Origin of the sequence: Streptomyces sp. NPDC086777 (assembly GCF_040702065.1) — a bacterium.
Lineage (GTDB): Bacteria > Actinomycetota > Actinomycetes > Streptomycetales > Streptomycetaceae > Streptomyces.
In genome coordinates this window covers 218,127-235,917 of record NZ_JBFBJI010000003.1, presented here as the reverse complement: position 1 = coordinate 235,917, position 17,791 = coordinate 218,127, and the positions used below count along the sequence as shown (strand labels likewise).

At 68.5% G+C, this 17,791-nt stretch carries 17 protein-coding genes; 10 read left to right on the top strand and 7 right to left on the bottom strand.

Annotated features, from left to right (window positions below):
- Positions 1-252 precede the first annotated feature (252 nt).
- Together AB0472_RS06045 and AB0472_RS06040 are read left to right on the top strand one after the other, a co-directional pair.
- On the top strand, positions 253-2,892 hold the full coding sequence (locus tag AB0472_RS06045; protein ID WP_366353780.1) for a transglycosylase domain-containing protein: 2,640 nt from the start codon (positions 253-255) through the stop codon (positions 2,890-2,892).
- A gap of 131 nt (positions 2,893-3,023) precedes the next feature.
- On the top strand, positions 3,024-4,523 hold the full coding sequence (locus AB0472_RS06040) for a glycosyltransferase 87 family protein (protein WP_366353778.1): 1,500 nt from the start codon (positions 3,024-3,026) through the stop codon (positions 4,521-4,523).
- A 109-nt stretch (positions 4,524-4,632) separates the two neighbouring features.
- Here AB0472_RS06040 and AB0472_RS06035 read toward each other — a convergent pair whose 3' ends face one another.
- The 3 genes from AB0472_RS06035 to AB0472_RS06025 form a co-directional block, all read right to left on the bottom strand.
- Complete coding sequence (locus tag AB0472_RS06035; protein WP_366353776.1) at positions 4,633-5,664, bottom strand: alanine racemase; 1,032 nt, start codon at positions 5,662-5,664, stop codon at positions 4,633-4,635.
- 84 nt (positions 5,665-5,748) lie between these two features.
- The gene (gene femX / locus AB0472_RS06030; protein ID WP_352355810.1) at positions 5,749-6,870 is read right to left on the bottom strand and encodes a peptidoglycan bridge formation glycyltransferase FemX; all 1,122 of its coding nucleotides are present in this window, start codon (positions 6,868-6,870) and stop codon (positions 5,749-5,751) included.
- Positions 6,871-7,032: 162 nt separating this feature from the next.
- Positions 7,033-7,335, bottom strand: a complete 303-nt coding sequence (locus tag AB0472_RS06025) for a hypothetical protein (RefSeq protein WP_366353774.1) — start codon at positions 7,333-7,335, stop codon at positions 7,033-7,035.
- A 261-nt stretch (positions 7,336-7,596) separates the two neighbouring features.
- On the opposite strand from AB0472_RS06025, the gene rpsF reads away from it, so the two are divergent.
- The 4 genes from rpsF to rplI all read left to right on the top strand — a co-directional run bounded on the left by rpsF (position 7,597) and on the right by rplI (position 9,300).
- Positions 7,597-7,887: a 30S ribosomal protein S6 gene (rpsF, locus tag AB0472_RS06020; RefSeq protein WP_093500872.1), complete on the top strand. Its 291-nt coding sequence runs from the start codon at positions 7,597-7,599 to the stop codon at positions 7,885-7,887.
- 75 nt (positions 7,888-7,962) lie between these two features.
- The gene (locus AB0472_RS06015) at positions 7,963-8,556 is read left to right on the top strand and encodes a single-stranded DNA-binding protein (RefSeq protein WP_366353771.1); all 594 of its coding nucleotides are present in this window, start codon (positions 7,963-7,965) and stop codon (positions 8,554-8,556) included.
- 42 nt (positions 8,557-8,598) lie between these two features.
- Positions 8,599-8,835, top strand: coding sequence for a 30S ribosomal protein S18 (gene rpsR, locus AB0472_RS06010; RefSeq protein ID WP_003949403.1), 237 nt, complete (start codon positions 8,599-8,601; stop codon positions 8,833-8,835).
- 18 nt (positions 8,836-8,853) lie between these two features.
- Complete coding sequence (gene rplI / locus AB0472_RS06005; RefSeq protein ID WP_093500876.1) at positions 8,854-9,300, top strand: 50S ribosomal protein L9; 447 nt, start codon at positions 8,854-8,856, stop codon at positions 9,298-9,300.
- A gap of 175 nt (positions 9,301-9,475) precedes the next feature.
- On the opposite strand, the gene AB0472_RS06000 is transcribed toward rplI, so the two are convergent.
- A complete protein-coding gene (locus AB0472_RS06000; protein ID WP_366353769.1) occupies positions 9,476-10,813 on the bottom strand; it encodes an MATE family efflux transporter in 1,338 nt (445 codons plus the stop codon).
- Between the two features lie 459 nt (positions 10,814-11,272).
- On the opposite strand from AB0472_RS06000, the gene dnaB reads away from it, so the two are divergent.
- Positions 11,273-12,748, top strand: coding sequence for a replicative DNA helicase (dnaB, locus tag AB0472_RS05995; RefSeq protein WP_366353767.1), 1,476 nt, complete (start codon positions 11,273-11,275; stop codon positions 12,746-12,748).
- A gap of 34 nt (positions 12,749-12,782) precedes the next feature.
- Here the strand turns inward: dnaB and AB0472_RS05990 are convergent, their stop codons facing one another.
- Positions 12,783-13,349 carry a dihydrofolate reductase family protein gene (locus AB0472_RS05990; RefSeq protein ID WP_366353766.1) on the bottom strand — a complete coding sequence of 189 codons (567 nt, stop codon included), beginning with the start codon at positions 13,347-13,349 and terminating at the stop codon, positions 12,783-12,785.
- A gap of 184 nt (positions 13,350-13,533) precedes the next feature.
- Between AB0472_RS05990 and AB0472_RS05985 the strand changes: the two genes are divergently transcribed.
- Positions 13,534-14,919, top strand: coding sequence for a serine hydrolase domain-containing protein (locus AB0472_RS05985; protein ID WP_366353764.1), 1,386 nt, complete (start codon positions 13,534-13,536; stop codon positions 14,917-14,919).
- Between the two features lie 82 nt (positions 14,920-15,001).
- Here AB0472_RS05985 and AB0472_RS05980 read toward each other — a convergent pair whose 3' ends face one another.
- Together AB0472_RS05980 and AB0472_RS05975 are read right to left on the bottom strand one after the other, a co-directional pair.
- A complete protein-coding gene (locus AB0472_RS05980; protein WP_366353763.1) occupies positions 15,002-15,454 on the bottom strand; it encodes a GNAT family N-acetyltransferase in 453 nt (150 codons plus the stop codon).
- 9 nt (positions 15,455-15,463) lie between these two features.
- Complete coding sequence (locus tag AB0472_RS05975; protein WP_366353761.1) at positions 15,464-15,922, bottom strand: MarR family transcriptional regulator; 459 nt, start codon at positions 15,920-15,922, stop codon at positions 15,464-15,466.
- 143 nt (positions 15,923-16,065) lie between these two features.
- On the opposite strand from AB0472_RS05975, the gene AB0472_RS05970 reads away from it, so the two are divergent.
- Entirely contained in the window at positions 16,066-17,274 is a 1,209-nt protein-coding gene (locus tag AB0472_RS05970) for an MFS transporter (RefSeq protein WP_366353760.1), read from the top strand.
- A 44-nt stretch (positions 17,275-17,318) separates the two neighbouring features.
- Positions 17,319-17,738 carry a heme-binding protein gene (locus AB0472_RS05965; protein ID WP_366353759.1) on the top strand — a complete coding sequence of 140 codons (420 nt, stop codon included), beginning with the start codon at positions 17,319-17,321 and terminating at the stop codon, positions 17,736-17,738.
- Positions 17,739-17,791: the final 53 nt, after the last annotated feature.

Below are 17,791 nucleotides of genomic sequence, written 5' to 3'. Positions count from 1 at the left end.
GGATCACATCACCGATTCGTTGGAGGCAACTTGCCTGGTTTGGGGTGAACTTCGGGGCTCGGCGGGTTTTGGTGGTGCGTAGTCTGTGCGGCATGCACACCACCGGGAACCAAGCGACGCCTGGGGGGCGTCGACGTCCTCGGTGCCGTACGGGTGAATGCAGAACCGACCACATCCGTATTTCGGGGGGACCGGAAATCAGCCGCCGTTCCAGGCGCCCACGGGTGCGCCTGCCCGAGGAGTAATCGTTCGATGAGCGAGCACCGTCGCAAACCGCCGCCGCCGCAGGGAGGCGGACGTGCCGCGGCCCGACGCGGCCAGTCCGGACCGTCCTCCGGCCGCCGTGCGGCGCCGGGAGGCGCCGCCGGGTCTCCTTCCGACTCCTATGCGTCCAGTTCCTACGGGTCTGACTCGGGAGGTGAGGAGCGCCCTTACGGTGGACGTGCCGAGGCACGCCGTGCGTCCCAGAGAAGCACGGGAAACAGCCGTCGCAGAGTGGCCGACAACGGAGGCCGCGGTCCGGGTGGTCCCGCCGGGCCGGGACGCGGCAGAGGCCGGGCGTCGACGGCGCCCGGCAAGAAGCGTCTGATCGACTACCCCAGGGCGAACAGATTCGGCTGGCGCCGCTGGGTCCCCTCCTGGAAGCTCGTCTCCGGGCTGTGCATCACCTTCCTGGGCAGCCTGGTCGCGCTGGTCGGCGTGAGCTACGCCATGGTGTCCATCCCCAGCGAGAACGACGCGGCCAGGTCCCAGAACAACGTCTACTACTGGTCCAACGGTGACCAGATGGTGGCCACAGGCACGGGTGCGAACCGGCAGAACGTCACGATCGACCAGATCCCCGAGGCCATGCAGAACGCGGTGATCTCGGCGGAGAACAAGAGCTTCTACTCGGACTCGGGCGTCGACCCCATGGGTATCGCGCGCGCTCTGGTCAACATGGCCCGGGGTGGTGAGACGCAGGGTGGTTCGACGATCACCCAGCAGTTCGTCAAGAACACCTACCTGAGCCAGGACCAGACGGTCTCCCGGAAGTTCAAGGAGATGTTCATCTCCATCAAGGTGGGCACCAAGCTCACCAAGCAGCAGATCCTCCAGGGCTACCTGAACACGTCGTACTTCGGGCGTGGTGCCTACGGCATCCAGGCCGCCGCGCAGACCTACTACGGCGTGGACGCGAAGGACCTCCAGCCGAGCCAGTGCGCGGTCCTCGCGGCTCTGCTCAAGGGCGCGACGTACTACGACCCCGCCGGCAACCCGGACATCGATCCGGCGGCCACCAAGGAAGCCAACTACAAGCGTTCGCACGACCGCTGGGCCTGGATCCTCGAAGAGATGCACAAGGACCAGCACCTCACGGACGCCGAGTACCAGACGGCCATCAAGACGTACCCGACGCCCCAGGGCCGTAAGGCGGTCAAGGGCATGACCGGCCAGATCAGCTACCTCGCCGACACGGCCAAGAAGTACGTCCTCGCGCACTCCAACATCACGGAGGCGCAGTTCGACCAGGGCGGCTTCCAGATCTACACGACCTTCCAGAAGGACAAGGTCAACGCCCTGAGCGCGGCCGTGCAGAAGGTACAGAAGGCGCGTCTGGATCCGAAGAACCGTGACAAGGACAAGTACGTCCAGTTCGGTGCCGCGTCGGTGGTGCCCAACGACGGCGCGATCGTCGCCCTGTACGGCGGTGCCGGCTACGAGAACAACCACTTCACCAACAACGCCGACACCTCCGGTGTCCCCGTCGGTTCGACGTGGAAGCCGTTCGTACTGGCGGCGGCGATGGAGTACGGGACGTACAAGACCGACGGGGTCGGGGTGTCGCCGCTGAGCAAGTACAACGGCGACGACAACCTCAAGGTGCGCAGGCCGGACGGTACGTTCTACTTGAACAAGGACAACTCGATCTTCCGGCAGCGGAACGAGAGCGAGTACCCCTGGGGCTACATCACCCTGCGCAAGGCGATGGAGCAGTCGATCAACACGCCGTTCGTCCAGCTGGGCGTCGACGTGGGGCTCACGAAGGTCCGTGACATGGCCCATGCCTCCGGCATTCTGAACGACAGCATGCTGCAGGGCCTGAACCCGTCGTTCGCCATCGGTACGTCCACTCCCAGTGCCATCCGCATGGCGGACGCCTACGCGACCTTCGCGGCGTCCGGCGAACACGTGGACCCGTACTCCGTGACTGCGGTCAAGCAGGACGGGCAGCCGCTGACCGGCTTCGACAAGCCCAAGCCGACCAGGGCCATGGACGAGAACGTGGCGAACAACGTCACGGACGTCCTGCAGAACGTCATCCAGAACGGTACGGGCACCAACGCCAAGGCCCTGGGCCGTACGGCGGCGGGCAAGACCGGTACCACCGACAGCAACAAGTCGGCCTGGTTCGTCGGCTACACCCAGCAGCTGTCGACCTCGGTGGCGATGTTCCGTGAGAACCCGAAGGACGCCGAGCTGCTCTCCATGAACGGCACCGCCGGCGTGGCGTCCATCCATGGTGGTGACATCCCGACCTCGGTGTGGACCGAGTACATGAAGGCCGCGCTGAAGGGCAAGAACGACCTGGGCTTCCCCGAGGCGACCAAGATCGGTCAGGTCGCCGACGAGGCCGGGGCTCCTTCCCCGACGCCGTCTCCCAGCATCACGCCGAGCGAGACGCCCACCGAGACGCCGAGCGCCACTCCGAGCGAGACGATCGCCCCCCCGTCGCCCACGGTGACGGAGACCTGCCGGTTCGCCTGGAACTGCTCGACCAACGGTGGCAACACCGGTGGCAGCACGTCGGGTACGACCTCCTCGCCGACGGCTACGGAGACGACCGGCGCAGGCGACACCAGAGGCAATGCCAACGGCGGAGGGAACCTCTTCGGTGGATCAACCGGCTAGCCGCGCGGTCTGACCGGCTGGTGACCGTTTCGCCCGCCGAAGTCTGTTTCACGTGAAACGTGGGCCGCCGCACCCGATGAGGTGCGGCGGCCCTCGGCGTATTCCTAGAGAGGTGCGGCAGGATGGGCCCCATGCCCAGTGCAGAGACGACGCCCGCGGGCGTGCGCGAGCCGGAGCCGGTGCGGCCGACCAGGGAAGACGAGGTCGCCGCGGCCGGAAGTGAGCTGATCGGCGGCCCCATCGGGCGGCGTGCCCTGCTCGGCACGTCCTGGTGGACGCCGCTACGGGTGGTCGTCATCGTGGCGGTCGGGATGTTCGCCCTCGGCATGGTGCAGAAGGTGCCCTGCTACGACAGCGGCTGGTTCTTCGGCGCGAGTTCCCAGTACACCCACGCCTGCTATTCGGACATTCCGCACCTCTACCAGGGGCGCGGTTTCGCCGACGGTCTGGTGCCGTACTTCGACAAGCTCCCGGGCGACATGGACTACCTCGAATACCCGGTGCTGACCGGTGTGTTCATGGAGGTGGCCGCATGGCTCACGCCCGGCAGCGGCAGCATCATGCTGCAGGAGCAGGTGTACTGGTTCGTCAACGCCGGGATGCTGATGCTGTGCGCCGCGATCATCGCGGTGTGCGTGGTCCGTACGCACCGCCGGCGCCCCTGGGACGGCCTGCTGGTCGCGCTGGCGCCCGCCTTCGCCCTGACCGCCACCATCAACTGGGACCTCCTGGCGGTCGCCCTGACGGCCGCGGCGATGCTGATGTGGTCCCGGAGCCGTCCCCTCGCCTTCGGTGTCCTCCTGGGGCTTGCCACGGCCGCCAAGCTGTACCCCGTGTTCCTGCTGGGACCGCTGTTCCTGCTGTGCTGGCGCGCGGGCAAATGGCGGGAGTTCTTCGTCGCCACGGGCGGTGCGGTGGCCGCGTGGCTCGTCGTGAACCTGCCGGTGATGATCTTCGCCTTCGACGGCTGGTCGAAGTTCTACACGTTCAGCCAGGAGCGGGGCGTCGACTTCGGATCCTTCTGGCTGATCTGGGCGCAGAACACGACCACTCCGCCCAGCACCGACTTCGTGAACACCGCGGCCACGGTCCTGGTGCTGCTCTGTTTCCTGGGTGTCGCCGCCCTGGCCCTCACCGCCCCGCGCCGGCCCCGCTTCGCCCAGCTGGCCTTCCTGGTGGTGGCGGCCTTCATCCTCACCAACAAGGTCTACTCCCCGCAGTACGTGCTGTGGCTGGTCCCGCTGGCCGTCCTCGCCCGGCCCAAGTGGCGGGACTTCCTGATCTGGCAGGCGTGCGAGGTGGCGTACTTCCTGGGGATCTGGATGTACCTCGCGTACACGACCAGCGGAGACGCCCACAAGGGCCTGCCGACCGACGGCTACCACTGGGCCATCGCCGTGCACCTGCTCGGCACGCTCTACCTGTGCGGCATGGTCGTACGCGACATCCTCATGCCCGAACGGGACGTGGTGCGCCGCAACGGGGAGGACGATCCCTCCGGCGGGGTGCTGGACGGCGCGGAGGACGTCTTCGTGCTCGGCGCTGCGGCCCGTCCCGCGCGCCACGCGGCCCACTTCGAGGGGCCGCAGGTGGAATGGGGAAGCCGATCCTCCGAGGAGGGTTCGCTCTGAGCGAACACCCCGGATCCTGAACGGAAATGGGCCGCACACGGACTCCGTGTGCGGCCCTTCTCCTGTCCTGTGAGAGGTCAGGCGGTGTGCTTCTCCGTGCTGTGGACGGTCAGCGGTCCACGATCCGGTCGAACTGGGTCGTGGTGTGCCGCAGATGGGCCACCAGCTCCTCGCCGACCTTCGGCTCCGGGGCGTCCGAGGGCACGAAGAGGATCGACACCTGCATGTGCGGCGGCTCCGCGAACCAGCGCTGCTTGCCGCCCCAGACGAACGGGGAAAGATTCCGGTTCACCGTGGCCAGGCCGGCCCGTGCGACGCCCTTGGCGCGCGGCATGACGCCGTGCAGGGCCTTCGGGGCCTCCAGGCCCACTCCGTGCGACGTACCGCCCGCCACGACCACCAGGAAGCCGTCCGAGGCCGCCTTCTGCTGCCGGTAGCCGAACCGGTCGCCCTTGGTGACGCGGGTGACGTCCAGGACCGCTCCGCGGTACTCGGTCGCGTCGTGGTCCCCCAGCCACAGCCGGGTGCCGATCCGGGCCCGGAACCGGGTCTGCGGGAACTGCCGCTGCAGCCGGTGGAGTTCGTCGGCCTTGAGATGGCTCACGAACATCGTGTGCAGCGGCAGTCGGGCCGCGCGCAGCCGGTCCATCCAGCCGATGACCTCCTCGACGGCGTCCGAGCCGTCGGTGCGGTCCAGCGGCAGGTGGATGGCGAAGCCCTCCAGGCGGACGTTCTCTATGGCCGAGTGCAGCTGCGGCAGCTCCTGCTCGCTGATGCCGTGCCGCTTCATCGTGGACATCACCTCGATGACCACACGGGCACCCACCAGGCCGTACACGCCGTCGATGGACGACACCGAGCGGATGACCCGGTCGGGCAGCGGCACGGGTTCCTCGCCCCGCCGGTACGGGGTCAGTACCAGCAGGTCGCCGCCGAACCAGTCCTTGATGCGCGCGGCTTCGTACGTCGTGCCGACGGCGAGGATGTCCGAGCCGAGCCGCGTGGCCTCTTCCGCCAGCCGCTCGTGCCCGAAGCCGTAGCCGTTGCCCTTGCAGACCGGGACCAGGCCCGGGAACTGCTCCTGCACGTGCTTGTGGTGCGCCCGCCAGCGCGCGGTGTCGACGTAGAGCGTGAGCGCCATGGCCGGACCTGGAACCTTTCTGGGTGGCTGGCGACTGCCAGAGGACTGCGGTGTGTCAGGGCTATAGAAGCACGGAGCGTGACGTCAGCGGCGCGACATGTAGATGTCGAGCGCCTTGTGGAGCAGCTTGTTCAGCGGGAAGTCCCACTCGCCGAGGTACTCGGCGGCCTCGCCACCGGTGCCCACCTTGAACTGGATCAAGCCGAAGAGGTGGTCCGTCTCGTCCAGCGAGTCGGAGATCCCGCGCAGGTCGTAGACGGTGGCGCCGAGCGCGTAGGCGTCGCGCAGCATCCGCCACTGCATCGCGTTCGAGGGCCGTACCTCACGGCCGATGTTGTCGGACGCGCCGTAGGAGTACCAGACGTGTCCGCCGACGATCAGCATGGTCGCCGCGGACAGGTTGACCCCGTTGTGCCGCGCGAAGTACAGCCGCATCCGGTTGGGGTCCTCGGTGTTGAGGGCCGTCCACATCCGCTGGAAGTACGACAGCGGGCGCGGCCGGAAGTGGTCGCGAACGGCCGTGATCTCGTACAGCCGCTGCCACTCGGCCAAGTCCTGGTAGCCGCCCTGGACGACCTCGACGCCGGCCTTCTCGGCCTTCTTGATGTTGCGTCGCCACAGCTGGTTGAAGTTCTTGTGGACCTCTTCCAGGGAACGGTTCGCCAGCGGCACCTGGAAGACGTAGCGCGGCTGCACGTCACCGAAGCCGGCGCCGCCGTCCTCGCCCTGCTGCCAGCCCATGCGGCGCAGCTTGTCGGCCACCTCGAAGGCGCGCGGCTCGATGAAGTCGGCCTCGATGTCGCGCAGCCGCTTCACGTCCGGGTTCTGGATGCCCTGCTTGATGGAGTTGGACTCCCAGCGCCGGATGATCACCGGCGGGCCCATCTTCACGGAGAACGCGCCCTGCTGCTTGAGGTGCGCGAGCATCGGCTGGAGCCACTCGTCGAGATTCGGCGCGAACCAGTTGATGACCGGGCCCTCGGGGAGATAGGCGAGGTAACGCTTGATCTTGGGCAGCTGGCGGTACAGCACCAGGCCGGCGCCGACCATCTCGCCGGTGCGCTCGTCGAACCAGCCGAGGTTCTCCGAACGCCACTCCGCCTTGACATCGGCCCAGGCCGGGACCTGCATGTGGCTAGCCGCCGGCAGGCTCTGGATGTACGCCAGATGCTGTTCGCGGCTGATGGTCCTCAGGGTCAGGCTCATGTCGGGGCGCTCCTCGGGCTGGTGTGTCCCCATGGGTACAGGGGCTCCGGCTCTCGCGCCGAAGCCTACTGCGCCTCGCCCGCGGCCCGACTGGCCGTACGGCACCTGTGCCCCGGCCGCTGTCCGGCCGGGGCGTTCGACGGTGGTGCGGGGGTGCTGGGCTCAGCCGAAGAGGCCGCCGTGCGCCATGCCGATGAAGAAGCCGATGCCCGAGGCACCGAGACCCAGGATCAGGCCGAAACGCTCCCGCGTGGTGATCGAGACCCACTGCCCGTACAGACCGGTGAAGAGTCCGATCAGGCCGGTCCAGGAGCTGAGCAGGTGCAGGCTGTGGAAGAACGACGTGATGAAGGCGATCAGCCCGAGCGCCAGCGTCACTGCCATCAGGGAGTCCTGGAGCCGATGGGTCTTGCCGTCGGTGGCGAAAAGGGATCCGGCGGTGTTGGGTCGCAATACCTGTGCCATGGGCACCTCCTGCGGAAGGCGGCGCATCGTAGCGCCGTACACACCCGATGCGTACAGATTGAGGGCCCCGACCGCCGGATTTCAACCGGAAGCGGGTGTGCGGGTAGTCTGTAGCGTCTGCACCGGTGTCTGCCCATGCCCTGTCCGGGATCCCAGCGGGACCCCCGAATGTCAGTGGCTGCGGCTACCGTTGCGTACGCATCACAACCCTCCTGCCACGGAACGACCGTGGCCGCTGAGTCCAAAGGAGGTGGGTTCCACATGCGTCACTACGAGGTGATGGTCATCCTCGACCCCGATCTGGAGGAGCGCGCTGTCGCCCCCCTGATCGAGAACTTCCTCTCCGTCGTCCGTGAGGGCAACGGAAAGGTCGAGAAGGTCGACACCTGGGGCCGTCGTCGTCTCTCGTACGAGATCAAGAAGAAGCCCGAGGGCATCTACTCGGTCATCGACCTGCAGGCCGAGCCTGTGGTCGTCAAGGAGCTCGACCGCCAGATGAACCTGAACGAGTCGGTCCTCCGGACCAAGGTCCTCCGCCCCGAGACCCACTGAGCTCCGCTCAGCCGATCTCGGGATTTCGAGTAGCAGCACAAGCAGCCAGCAGCAAACCCGCCGAGAGGTTCCCCCATGGCAGGCGAGACCGTCATCACGGTCGTCGGCAATCTTGTCGATGACCCCGAGCTGCGCTTCACCCCCTCCGGTGCGGCGGTCGCGAAGTTCCGTGTCGCGTCCACCCCCCGCACCTTCGACCGTCAGACCAACGAGTGGAAGGACGGCGAGAGCCTGTTCCTGACCTGCTCGGTCTGGCGTCAGGCGGCGGAGAACGTCGCGGAGTCGCTCCAGCGAGGCATGCGCGTCATCGTGCAGGGCCGGCTGAAGCAGCGGTCCTACGAGGACCGTGAGGGTGTCAAGCGCACGGTCTACGAGCTGGACGTCGAGGAAGTCGGCGCCAGCCTGCGGAGCGCCACGGCCAAGGTCACCAAGACCGCCGGTGGCGGCGGCCGCGGTGGCCAGGGCGGGTACGGCGGCGGTGGCGGCCAGGGTGGCGGCGGCTGGGGCGGTGGCTCCGGCGGCGGCAACCAGGGCGGCGCTCCCAACGACGACCCCTGGGCTTCCGGCGCTCCCGCCGGTGGCGGCAACAACCAGGGCGGCGGCGGTTGGGGCGGTGGCTCCGGCGGCTCCGGCGGCGGTGGCGGCTACTCGGACGAGCCCCCCTTCTAAAGGGCTCGCATCCCCACTTCTTGATCACACAGGAGAAACACCATGGCGAAGCCGCCTGTGCGCAAGCCTAAGAAGAAGGTCTGCGCTTTCTGCAAGGACAAGGTCACGTACGTGGACTACAAGGACACGAACATGCTGCGGAAGTTCATTTCCGACCGCGGCAAGATCCGTGCCCGCCGCGTGACCGGCAACTGCACGCAGCACCAGCGTGACGTCGCCACGGCCGTCAAGAACAGCCGTGAGATGGCGCTGCTGCCCTACACCTCCACTGCGCGCTAAGGGAAGGGTGACCGACTAATGAAGATCATCCTGACCCACGAGGTCTCTGGCCTCGGCGCTGCCGGCGACGTCGTCGACGTCAAGGACGGCTACGCCCGCAACTACCTGATCCCGCGGAAGTTCGCGATCCGCTGGACCAAGGGTGGCGAGAAGGACGTCGAGCAGATCCGTCGTGCTCGCAAGATCCACGAGATCCAGACCATCGAGCAGGCCAACCAGGTGAAGGCCCAGCTCGAGGGCGTCAAGGTCCGCCTGGCCGTCCGCGCCGGCGACGCCGGCCGCCTCTTCGGTTCCGTCACCCAGGCCGACATCGCTTCGGCGATCAAGGCTGCCGGTGGCCCCGAGGTCGACAAGCGTCGCATCGAGGTCGGTTCGGCGATCAAGACCCTGGGCGCCCACGAGACGTCTGTGCGTCTGCACCCCGAGGTTGCCGCCAAGGTCAACATCGAGGTCGTCGCGGGCTGACACCGCGCTCGGTTTGAGTGGTAGCTGAACAGGGGTCGCACCCGTGAAGGGTGCGGCCCCTGTTTGTGTGTCGGCTCTCCGGGACGGCCCTGGGCTGGCGCCGCGGGTGTTTCACGTGAAACAGGACAGCTCACGATGTTTCACGTGAAACTGTCGGCAGCGCACATGGGTCACGTCAGCGCGTCGCGCCGGTCACGACCCATCGGCCCGAGCGGGCGCGCAGCCAGAGGGTGAGCATCCGGACGGTCATCATCAGCGTCATGGCCCCCCAGAGCGCCGTCAGCCCACCGCCGAGAGCGGGGACGAGCAGGGCCACCGGAGTGAAGACCGCCAGCGTGAGGACCATGGCCCCGGCGAGATACGGCCCGTCTCCGGCACCCATCAGTACGCCGTCGAGGACGAAGACCACACCGGAGATCGGCTGGGAGAGCGCCACGATGAGCAGCGCGGGCACGGCGATGCTTCGCACAGCGGGGTCGCCGGTGAACAGCGGAAGGAAGAGCGGCCGGGCGGCGATCACGAGCAGCCCCAGGATCACTCCGGTCGCGATGCCCCACTGCACCATCCGCCGGCACGCCTCACGGGCGCCGACGGCGTCTTCCGCCCCGAGATAGCGTCCGATGACGGCCTGGCCGGCGATCGCTATGGCGTCCAGGGCGAACGCCAGCAGGCTCCACAGGGACAGCACGATCTGATGGGCGGCGATGTCGGCATCGCCCAGCCGGGCCGCGACGGCGGTCGCGATCATCAGGACGGCCCGCAGTGAGATGGTCCGGACGAGCAGGGGTACGCCGGCCTGTGCCGAGGCCCGTATCCCGGCGGCGTCCGGACGCAGCGACGCCCCGTGCCTGCGGGCGCCGCGGACGACGACGGTCAGATAGACGGCCGCCATGCCGCACTGGGCGATGACCGTGCCCCAGGCGGAACCGGCGATACCCAGTCCTGCGCCGTAGACGAGCGCCGCGTTGAGCCCGGCGTTGGCGATGAACCCCGCTACGGCGACGTACAGCGGTGTCCGGGTGTCCTGGAGGCCGCGCAGGACGCCGGTGGCGGCGAGTACGACCAGCATGGCTGGGATGCCGAGGGAGGAGATCCTCAGGTAGGTGGTCGCGTAGGGGGCGGCGGTGGCCGAGGCGCCGAAGACGTCCACGATGCCGGGTGCGAACGGGAGGACGACGGCGATGACCGCGGCGCCGAGCAGCAGTGCCAGCCAGATGCCGTCCATGCCTTGGCGGACGGCAGCCTGGAGATCGCCTGCGCCGACCCGGCGGGCGACGGCGGACGTGGTGGCGTAGGCGAGGAAGACGAAGATGCTCACGGCGGTGGTCAGGAGGGCCGAGGCGATCCCGAGGCCGGCGAGCTGTGCGGTGCCGAGGTGGCCGACGATCGCGCTGTCGGCCATGACGAAAAGCGGTTCGGCGACGAGTGCACCGAAGGCCGGGACGGCCAGTGCGATGATCTCTCGGTCATGCCCCCGTCGGGTGGTCTCGGAGGTCGCGGGAGCCTGTGACATGGGCGCTAATCTAATCGTCCACAGGTAAGCGATGCAATAACCTAGTGACCCTTACCCCTGGTTGTGCGGTCCGCGCTGTCGCGCGTTGTTCGAAGCGATCTTGGTCCGACTGGGAAAGTTTTTCTTCTGCACAGCCGGTGGACGGGAAAGTCGCAGCTCAGGGCGTGTGATGAGTGGCGATCGAGGGCTTGTTCACAGGGCTGTCCACCGCGTCGTGCACAGGTTTTGGCGAGTTCTCCACAGCATACGGGCGGTCGTCCACATGGCCTGTGGATAACCAGATTGGCTGACGGTGCCCGCGGGCCTAACGTGGTCCGGCACCCACTCCTTGTCGCGGCCTCGGAAACCTCACAAAACCGACGCGTCCCGAACCGGAATCGGGCGTCTTAGTTGTCAGTGCCGTGCCGTAGAAAAGAGGACACGGCGAGGTCCGCGGTGCGGACGGGAGGAGGTGGCTCGGTGAGCATTTCCGAGCCCTTGGACGACCCGTGGGCCGACGCCGGTCCCGGTGATCGTCTGCCCGCCTCCCGCCGACGGGACGAGGGCGGTCGCGGCCGGGACGACCGGCACGACCGGGGCCGGGACAGCGGGGACTGGGACGGTGGGGGCACCACCTTCGAGCGGGTCCCCCCGCAGGACCTGGACGCCGAGCAGTCCGTGCTCGGCGGCATGCTGCTCTCCAAGGACGCCATCGCCGACGTCGTCGAGATCCTCAAGGGCCACGACTTCTACAAGCCCGCGCACGAGACGATCTACCAGGCGATCCTCGACGTATACGCGAAGGGCGAGCCGGCCGACCCCATCACCATCGCCGCCGAGCTCACCAAACGCGGTGAGATCAACAAGGTCGGCGGCGCCTCCTACCTGCACACCCTCGTCCAGACGGTGCCGACGGCCGCGAACGCCGAGTACTACGCGGAGATCGTCCACGAGCGGGCGGTGTTGCGCCGTCTGGTCGAGGCGGGCACCCGCATCACCCAGATGGGATACGCGGCCGACGGCGACATCGACGAGATCGTCAACAGCGCCCAGGCCGAGATCTACGCCGTCACCGAGCAGCGGACCAGCGAGGACTACCTGCCGCTCGGCGACATCATGGAGGGCGCCCTCGACGAGATCGAGGCGATCGGCTCCCGTACCGGCGAGATGACCGGCGTGCCCACCGGCTTCACCGACCTGGACTCGCTCACCAACGGCCTGCACCCAGGTCAGATGATCGTCATCGCCGCCCGCCCCGCCATGGGCAAGTCCACGCTCGCGCTGGACTTCGCACGCGCCGCGTCGATCAAGCACAACCTGCCCAGCGTCATCTTCTCCCTCGAAATGGGCCGCAACGAGATCGCGATGCGTCTGCTGTCCGCCGAGGCCCGGGTCGCCCTGCACCACATGCGCTCCGGCACGATGACCGACGATGACTGGACCCGGCTGGCCCGCCGGATGCCGGACGTCTCGGCCGCACCGCTCTACATCGACGACTCCCCGAACCTGTCGATGATGGAGATCCGTGCCAAGTGCCGTCGCCTGAAGCAGCGCAACGACATCAAGCTCGTGATCATCGACTATCTCCAGCTGATGCAGTCCGGCGGCAAGCGGTCCGAGAGCCGCCAGCAGGAAGTGTCGGACATGTCGCGAAACCTCAAGCTGCTCGCCAAGGAGCTGGAAGTTCCGGTGATCGCGCTCTCACAGCTCAACCGTGGCCCCGAGCAGCGCACCGACAAGAAGCCGATGGTGTCCGACCTGCGCGAGTCCGGCTCCATCGAGCAGGACGCCGACATGGTCATCCTGCTGCACCGCGAGGACGCCTACGAGAAGGAGTCGCCCCGCGCGGGCGAGGCCGACATCATCGTCGGCAAGCACCGAAACGGCCCGACGGCGACCATCACCGTGGCGTTCCAGGGCCACTACTCCCGCTTCGTGGACATGGCGCAGACCTGATCCGGGCTTGAGACCGGCGGGTAGAGGCTGCCGCTCACCGCCTCGTCTCGTACCTGGTCAGCAACACGCCGCCGGGAAACGCCCGCGTCTCCACCAGGTTCAGGTTCACCCAGCTGTCCAGCGCGGTGAAGAACGGCGTGCCGCTCCCCACCAGGATCGGATAGGCGGCGATCACGTACTCGTCGATCAGCCCGGCGCGCATGGCCGCCCCGGCGAGCGTCGCGCCGCCGATGCTCATGGGGCCACCGTCCTCGGCCTTGAGCCGGGTGATCTCGGCGATCGCGTCGCCGGTGACCAGGCGGGCGTTCCAGTCGACCTTGTCGATCGTCGAGGAGAACACCACCTTCGGCGTGTCCCGCCAGTTCCGCGCGAACTCGATCTCCGCCGGGGTGGCGCCCGGCTGCTGGTCGCCGGTCGGCCAGTAGGAGCTCATCGTCTCCCACAGCTTGCGCCCGTACAGCGACAGGCCAGCCGCCCGGTCGTGGTCGAGCCACCACTGGAACAACTCGTCGCTCGGTGGTCCGCTCCAGCCGATGCCGTTGCCCGTCGCCGTGATGTAGCCGTCCAGGGTCAGGTTCATGCCGTAGATCAGTTTTCGCATGGCCCAGCCTTTCGCCCGTGGGTGTCCGGCGTACAGACCAGCGCGGCGCGGGAAACTCATCGGTGCGCGATCGGGCCTCCGCCGGCCCTCGCTCTCGGAGCCCCTGAAGCCGGGGCGCCACCGACGTGGTCCCTGCCGGCGAAATGGACTCGACGCCGGTCTGCACACCAGGTGGACTGGGCGCATGACGACATTCCAGGAAGAGCTGCTCCCCGCCACCCGGCGGGCGTTGCTGCATCGGATCGCCGTGGCCCAGTCCGAAGGCCGGGCGCCGTCACTGGTGGCGGCGGTCGTGCGAGGCGGACGGCCCGTCTGGCACGGGGCGCGGACCTCGGTGGACGGGCATGGGCCGGACGAGAACGTGCAGTACCGGATCGGCTCGATCACCAAGACGTTCACGGCCGTTCTGGTGCTCAGGCTGCGTGATGAGGGGCTGCTCGACCTCGGCGACCCGTTGGAGAAACATCTGCCGGGCACCGGCGCGGGGGAGGCGACCATCGCCGAACTCCTCGCGCACACGGGCGGCTTGGCGGCCGAGTCCCCGGCACCCTGGTGGGAGCGGACTCCGGGCTCACTGCGCCCGGAGCTCAGCGACGTGCTCGGTGAGCAGCCCCTCCTGCATCCCGTCGGGCGCCGCCACCACTATTCCAACCCTGGCTACACCCTGCTCGGCGCGCTGGTCGAGGAACTGCGCGGTGCCCCCTGGGAGGAGGTACTAGGGCGCGAGGTACTCGAACCGCTGGGTCTCGGCCGGACAACCGCGCAGCCGCAGGCGCCGCACGCGGGCGGCTGGGCGGTGCACCCCTGGGCCGACGCCCTGCTTCCGGAGCCGCTGGAGGACCTCGGCCGGATGGCACCGGCCGGGCAACTCTGGTCGACCACCGGCGACCTGGCCCGCTTCGCGGTGTTCCTGGCGGCCGGGGACGACCGGGTGCTGAGCGCCGGGTCGGTGCGGGAGATGCGCACCCCGGCGGCCCCCGCCGAGTCCGCCGACGTACTGGACGGCGCCACCTACGGTCTCGGGCTGCAGATCCAGCGCCGTGACGGGAGGCTGTTGGTCGGGCACTCCGGCTCGTTGCCCGGCTTCCTGGCCAACCTCACGATCAGCGTGGACGACGACGTGGCGGCCGTGGTGTTGGCGAACTGCACCTCCGGCCCCCTCCTGTCCGCCACCGGGGCCGACCTTGTCCGGATCGTCGCGGAGGCCGAGCCGCGCATCCCCGAGCCATGGCGCCCGCTGCCGCAGGTCGAGCCATCCGTCCTGGAGTTGGCAGGCCCGTGGTACTGGGGCACGCATGCCTTCGTGCTCCGCTTGGCGGCCGACGGGCTTGTCTCACTGGGGCCACTGACCGGCTCCGGTCGGCGTGCCCGTTTCCGCTCCAACGGCGACGGCACCTGGACCGGCCTGGAGGGCTACTACGCGGGAGAGCTGCTACGGCCCGTACGGCGCCCGGACGGCACCGTGAGCCACCTGGACCTCGGATCGTTCGTGTTCACGCGTCAGCCGTACGACGAGACGGCTCCTGTGCCCGGTGGGGTCGACCCCGAGGGGTGGCGGGGGATCGGCTAGCGGACGAGAGGCCGGGGGCGGTGTTTCACGTGAAACACCGCCCCCGGCCTCTCGCTCAAATCGGCTGTGAGCCGTTGGGGGTTCAGATGTCGAGCTTGAAGCCTGTGTGGGAGGCGGTGAAACCGAGCCGCTCGTAGAAGCGATGGGCGTCGACCCGTGACGCATCCGAGGTCAACTGGACCAACGTGCAGCCCTGGCGGCGGGATTCGTCGATGGCCCACTCGATGAACCGGGTGCCCAGTCCGCTGCCGCGTTCGTCGGCGTGGATGCGCACGCCCTCGATGATCGACCGGGTGGCGCCCCGCCTCGACAGTCCAGGGATGATCGTGAGCTGGAGCGTGCCGACGACACGGCCCTCGCGGACGGCGACGACCAACTGCTGGTTGGGATCGGCACTGAGTCGTTCCAGGGCGCTCAGGTAAGGCGCCAGGTCGTCCGGCGTCTCCCGCCGGGCCCCCAGCGGGTCGTCGGCGAGCATGCCGACGATGGCCGGGACGTCGTCGGCGACCGCGGTACGTATGTCAAGGTCTCCCATGCCGACAGACTAAGCGGCCACGTGCAGCGCCTCCACGGCACGGACCAGGGGAGCCAGTTCCGGATCCCTGGCCGCCTCGTCGAGGGCCTCGCGCAGTGCCGTGTCGTTGGTGGGACGAGCCTCTTCCAGCAACCGCAGGCCTGCCTCGGTGACGTTGGTGTAGATGCCACGTCGGTCCGTCGGGCAGAGGTAGCGCTCCAGGAGGCTACGGTCCTCCAGACGCGTGACCAGCCGGGTGGTGGCGCTCTGGCTGAGTACGACCGCGTCGGCCACCTGCTTCATCTGCAGATGGCCCCCCTCGCCGTCGTGCTGCCGGCTGAGCACGTCGAGCAGGGAGTACTCGCGCACGCTCAGGTCGTGCTTGACCTGAAGGGCGCGCTCGATGTGCGCCTCGATCCTCCCGTGGAGCAGGGAGAGGGCGCACCAGCCCTGGGCGAGGGCGGTGAGCGCGGGGTCCGTCGCTGTCATTGGCGTTTTTCCTCCGTCCCGGAGCGGCTGATCCCAGGATAGAGCAGACCCGCAATATCCCTCGCTTGCATATAGCCCGCGTCTGCAACTATTGTGAACGCACGCAAAGCGCACCTGCAATCGTCTGGGAAGGTCCTACCTCCATGCCTCTCGCGCTTCTGGCCCTCGCGATCGGGGCCTTCGGAATCGGAACCACCGAATTCGGGATCATGGGCTTGCTGCCCGAGGTCGCGGGTGACTTCGGGGTCTCCATCCCGACCGCCGGCCTGCTCGTCACCGGCTACGCGCTCGGCGTCGTCATCGGCGCCCCGCTGATGACCGTGCTGGGCACGAAGGTTCCCCGCAAGCGGATGCTGATGCTGCTGATGGGCTTCTTCATCGCCGGCAACCTGCTCACCGCCGTGGCCCCCGTCTTCGCCGTCATGCTGATCGGCCGGGTGGTCGCCTCCCTCGCCCACGGTGCCTTCTTCGGCATCGGCTCGGTCGTCGCGGCCGAGCTGGTCGCCCCGAGCAAGAAGGCAGGGGCCATCGCGATGATGTTCACCGGCCTCACTGTCGCCAACGTCATAGGCGTCCCGCTGGGCACCCTCGTGGGGCAGCACGCCGGCTGGCGCGTCACCTTCGGGATCATCGCCGCCCTCGGCGTCGTCGGCCTGGCCGGCATCGCCAAGCTGGTCCCCGAGCTGCCGAAGCCACAGGGCGTGCACCTGCGGCACGAGCTGGCCGCCTTCAAGAACACCCAGGTGCTGCTCGCCATGGCGATGACCGTCCTCGGCTTCGGCGGGGTCTTCGCGGCCATCACCTACATCGCGCCGATGATGACCCATGTCACCGGCTTCGCCGACAGCTCCGTCACCTGGCTTCTGGTCCTCTTCGGCCTCGGCATGGTGGGCGGCAACCTGGTCGGCGGGAAGTTCGCCGACCGCGCCCTGATGCCCATGCTGTACGTGTCCCTGGGCGCCCTGGCCGTCGTCCTCGCCCTCTTCACGCTGACCGCACACAGCAAGGTCGCGGCCGCCGTGACCGTGGCCCTGATCGGCGCCCTGGGCTTCGCCACCGTCCCGCCGCTCCAGAAGCGCGTACTGGACCAGGCGCACGGCGCTCCGACCCTGGCCTCGGCCGTGAACATCGGCGCCTTCAACCTCGGCAACGCGCTGTCCGCCTGGCTCGGCGGCATGGTGATCGCGGCAGGCTTCGGCTACACCTCCCCGAACTGGGTCGGCGCCGCCCTCGCCGCGGCCGCCCTCGTCCTCGCCTTCCTGTCGGCCGCGCTGGAGCGCCGCGACAGCGCTCCCAGCGCGGTGGTCACCGGCGGCACACCCGCAGGACAGCGGGCGTCGATCCACCACTGACCGCCCGCAACCCGCACCGCATCTCGCACCGAGCAAGGAGAACCATGAGCACCACCACCGTCGTCCCGCTCACCACCCAGGACGCCGAGTTCCTGATCACCGAGGCAGGTCGCGCCGCCGAGGCCGCCGGGGTCACCGTCAGCGTCACCGTCCTGGACGCCGGGGGCCATCTGCTGGCCTTCCGCCGGGACGACCGCGCCGTGCTGATCTCCGGCGAGACCAGCACCCGCAAGGCCTACACGGCACTCCAGCTGAACACGCCCACTGCCGACCTCGTCGACGCCGTGCAGCCGGGCGGCCTCTTCCACACCCTGCCCACGGCGCTCGACAGGCCGCTGCTGTTCATCGCGGGCGGTGTCCCCGTCCGGCGTGACGGCCGGCTCATCGGCGCGATCGGTGTCGGTGGCGGTGCGCCCGACCAGGACCACGGTTTCGCCTCCGCCGCCGTGGCCGCACTCGCCTGACGTCAGTTCGCTCGACGGCGGACGTCGGCTCCCCCTGGGGAAGCCGACGTCCG

Excerpts from the sequence above, each read along its gene's own strand:
- AB0472_RS06025 (WP_366353774.1), bottom strand. The coding sequence starts at position 7,335 with ATGGCACAGGTATTGCGACCCAACACCGCCGGATCCCTTTTCGCCACC.
- femX (WP_352355810.1), bottom strand. The coding sequence starts at position 6,870 with ATGAGCCTGACCCTGAGGACCATCAGCCGCGAACAGCATCTGGCGTAC.
- rpsF (WP_093500872.1), top strand. The coding sequence starts at position 7,597 with ATGCGTCACTACGAGGTGATGGTCATCCTCGACCCCGATCTGGAGGAG.
- AB0472_RS05985 (WP_366353764.1), top strand. The coding sequence starts at position 13,534 with ATGACGACATTCCAGGAAGAGCTGCTCCCCGCCACCCGGCGGGCGTTG.
- AB0472_RS05980 (WP_366353763.1), bottom strand. The coding sequence starts at position 15,454 with ATGGGAGACCTTGACATACGTACCGCGGTCGCCGACGACGTCCCGGCC.
- rplI (WP_093500876.1), top strand. The coding sequence starts at position 8,854 with ATGAAGATCATCCTGACCCACGAGGTCTCTGGCCTCGGCGCTGCCGGC.
- AB0472_RS06040 (WP_366353778.1), top strand. The coding sequence starts at position 3,024 with ATGCCCAGTGCAGAGACGACGCCCGCGGGCGTGCGCGAGCCGGAGCCG.
- AB0472_RS06035 (WP_366353776.1), bottom strand. The coding sequence starts at position 5,664 with ATGGCGCTCACGCTCTACGTCGACACCGCGCGCTGGCGGGCGCACCAC.
- AB0472_RS06000 (WP_366353769.1), bottom strand. The coding sequence starts at position 10,813 with ATGTCACAGGCTCCCGCGACCTCCGAGACCACCCGACGGGGGCATGAC.
- AB0472_RS06045 (WP_366353780.1), top strand. The coding sequence starts at position 253 with ATGAGCGAGCACCGTCGCAAACCGCCGCCGCCGCAGGGAGGCGGACGT.
- AB0472_RS05970 (WP_366353760.1), top strand. The coding sequence starts at position 16,066 with ATGCCTCTCGCGCTTCTGGCCCTCGCGATCGGGGCCTTCGGAATCGGA.
- AB0472_RS05965 (WP_366353759.1), top strand. The coding sequence starts at position 17,319 with ATGAGCACCACCACCGTCGTCCCGCTCACCACCCAGGACGCCGAGTTC.
- AB0472_RS05990 (WP_366353766.1), bottom strand. The coding sequence starts at position 13,349 with ATGCGAAAACTGATCTACGGCATGAACCTGACCCTGGACGGCTACATC.
- AB0472_RS06015 (WP_366353771.1), top strand. The coding sequence starts at position 7,963 with ATGGCAGGCGAGACCGTCATCACGGTCGTCGGCAATCTTGTCGATGAC.
- rpsR (WP_003949403.1), top strand. The coding sequence starts at position 8,599 with ATGGCGAAGCCGCCTGTGCGCAAGCCTAAGAAGAAGGTCTGCGCTTTC.
- AB0472_RS05975 (WP_366353761.1), bottom strand. The coding sequence starts at position 15,922 with ATGACAGCGACGGACCCCGCGCTCACCGCCCTCGCCCAGGGCTGGTGC.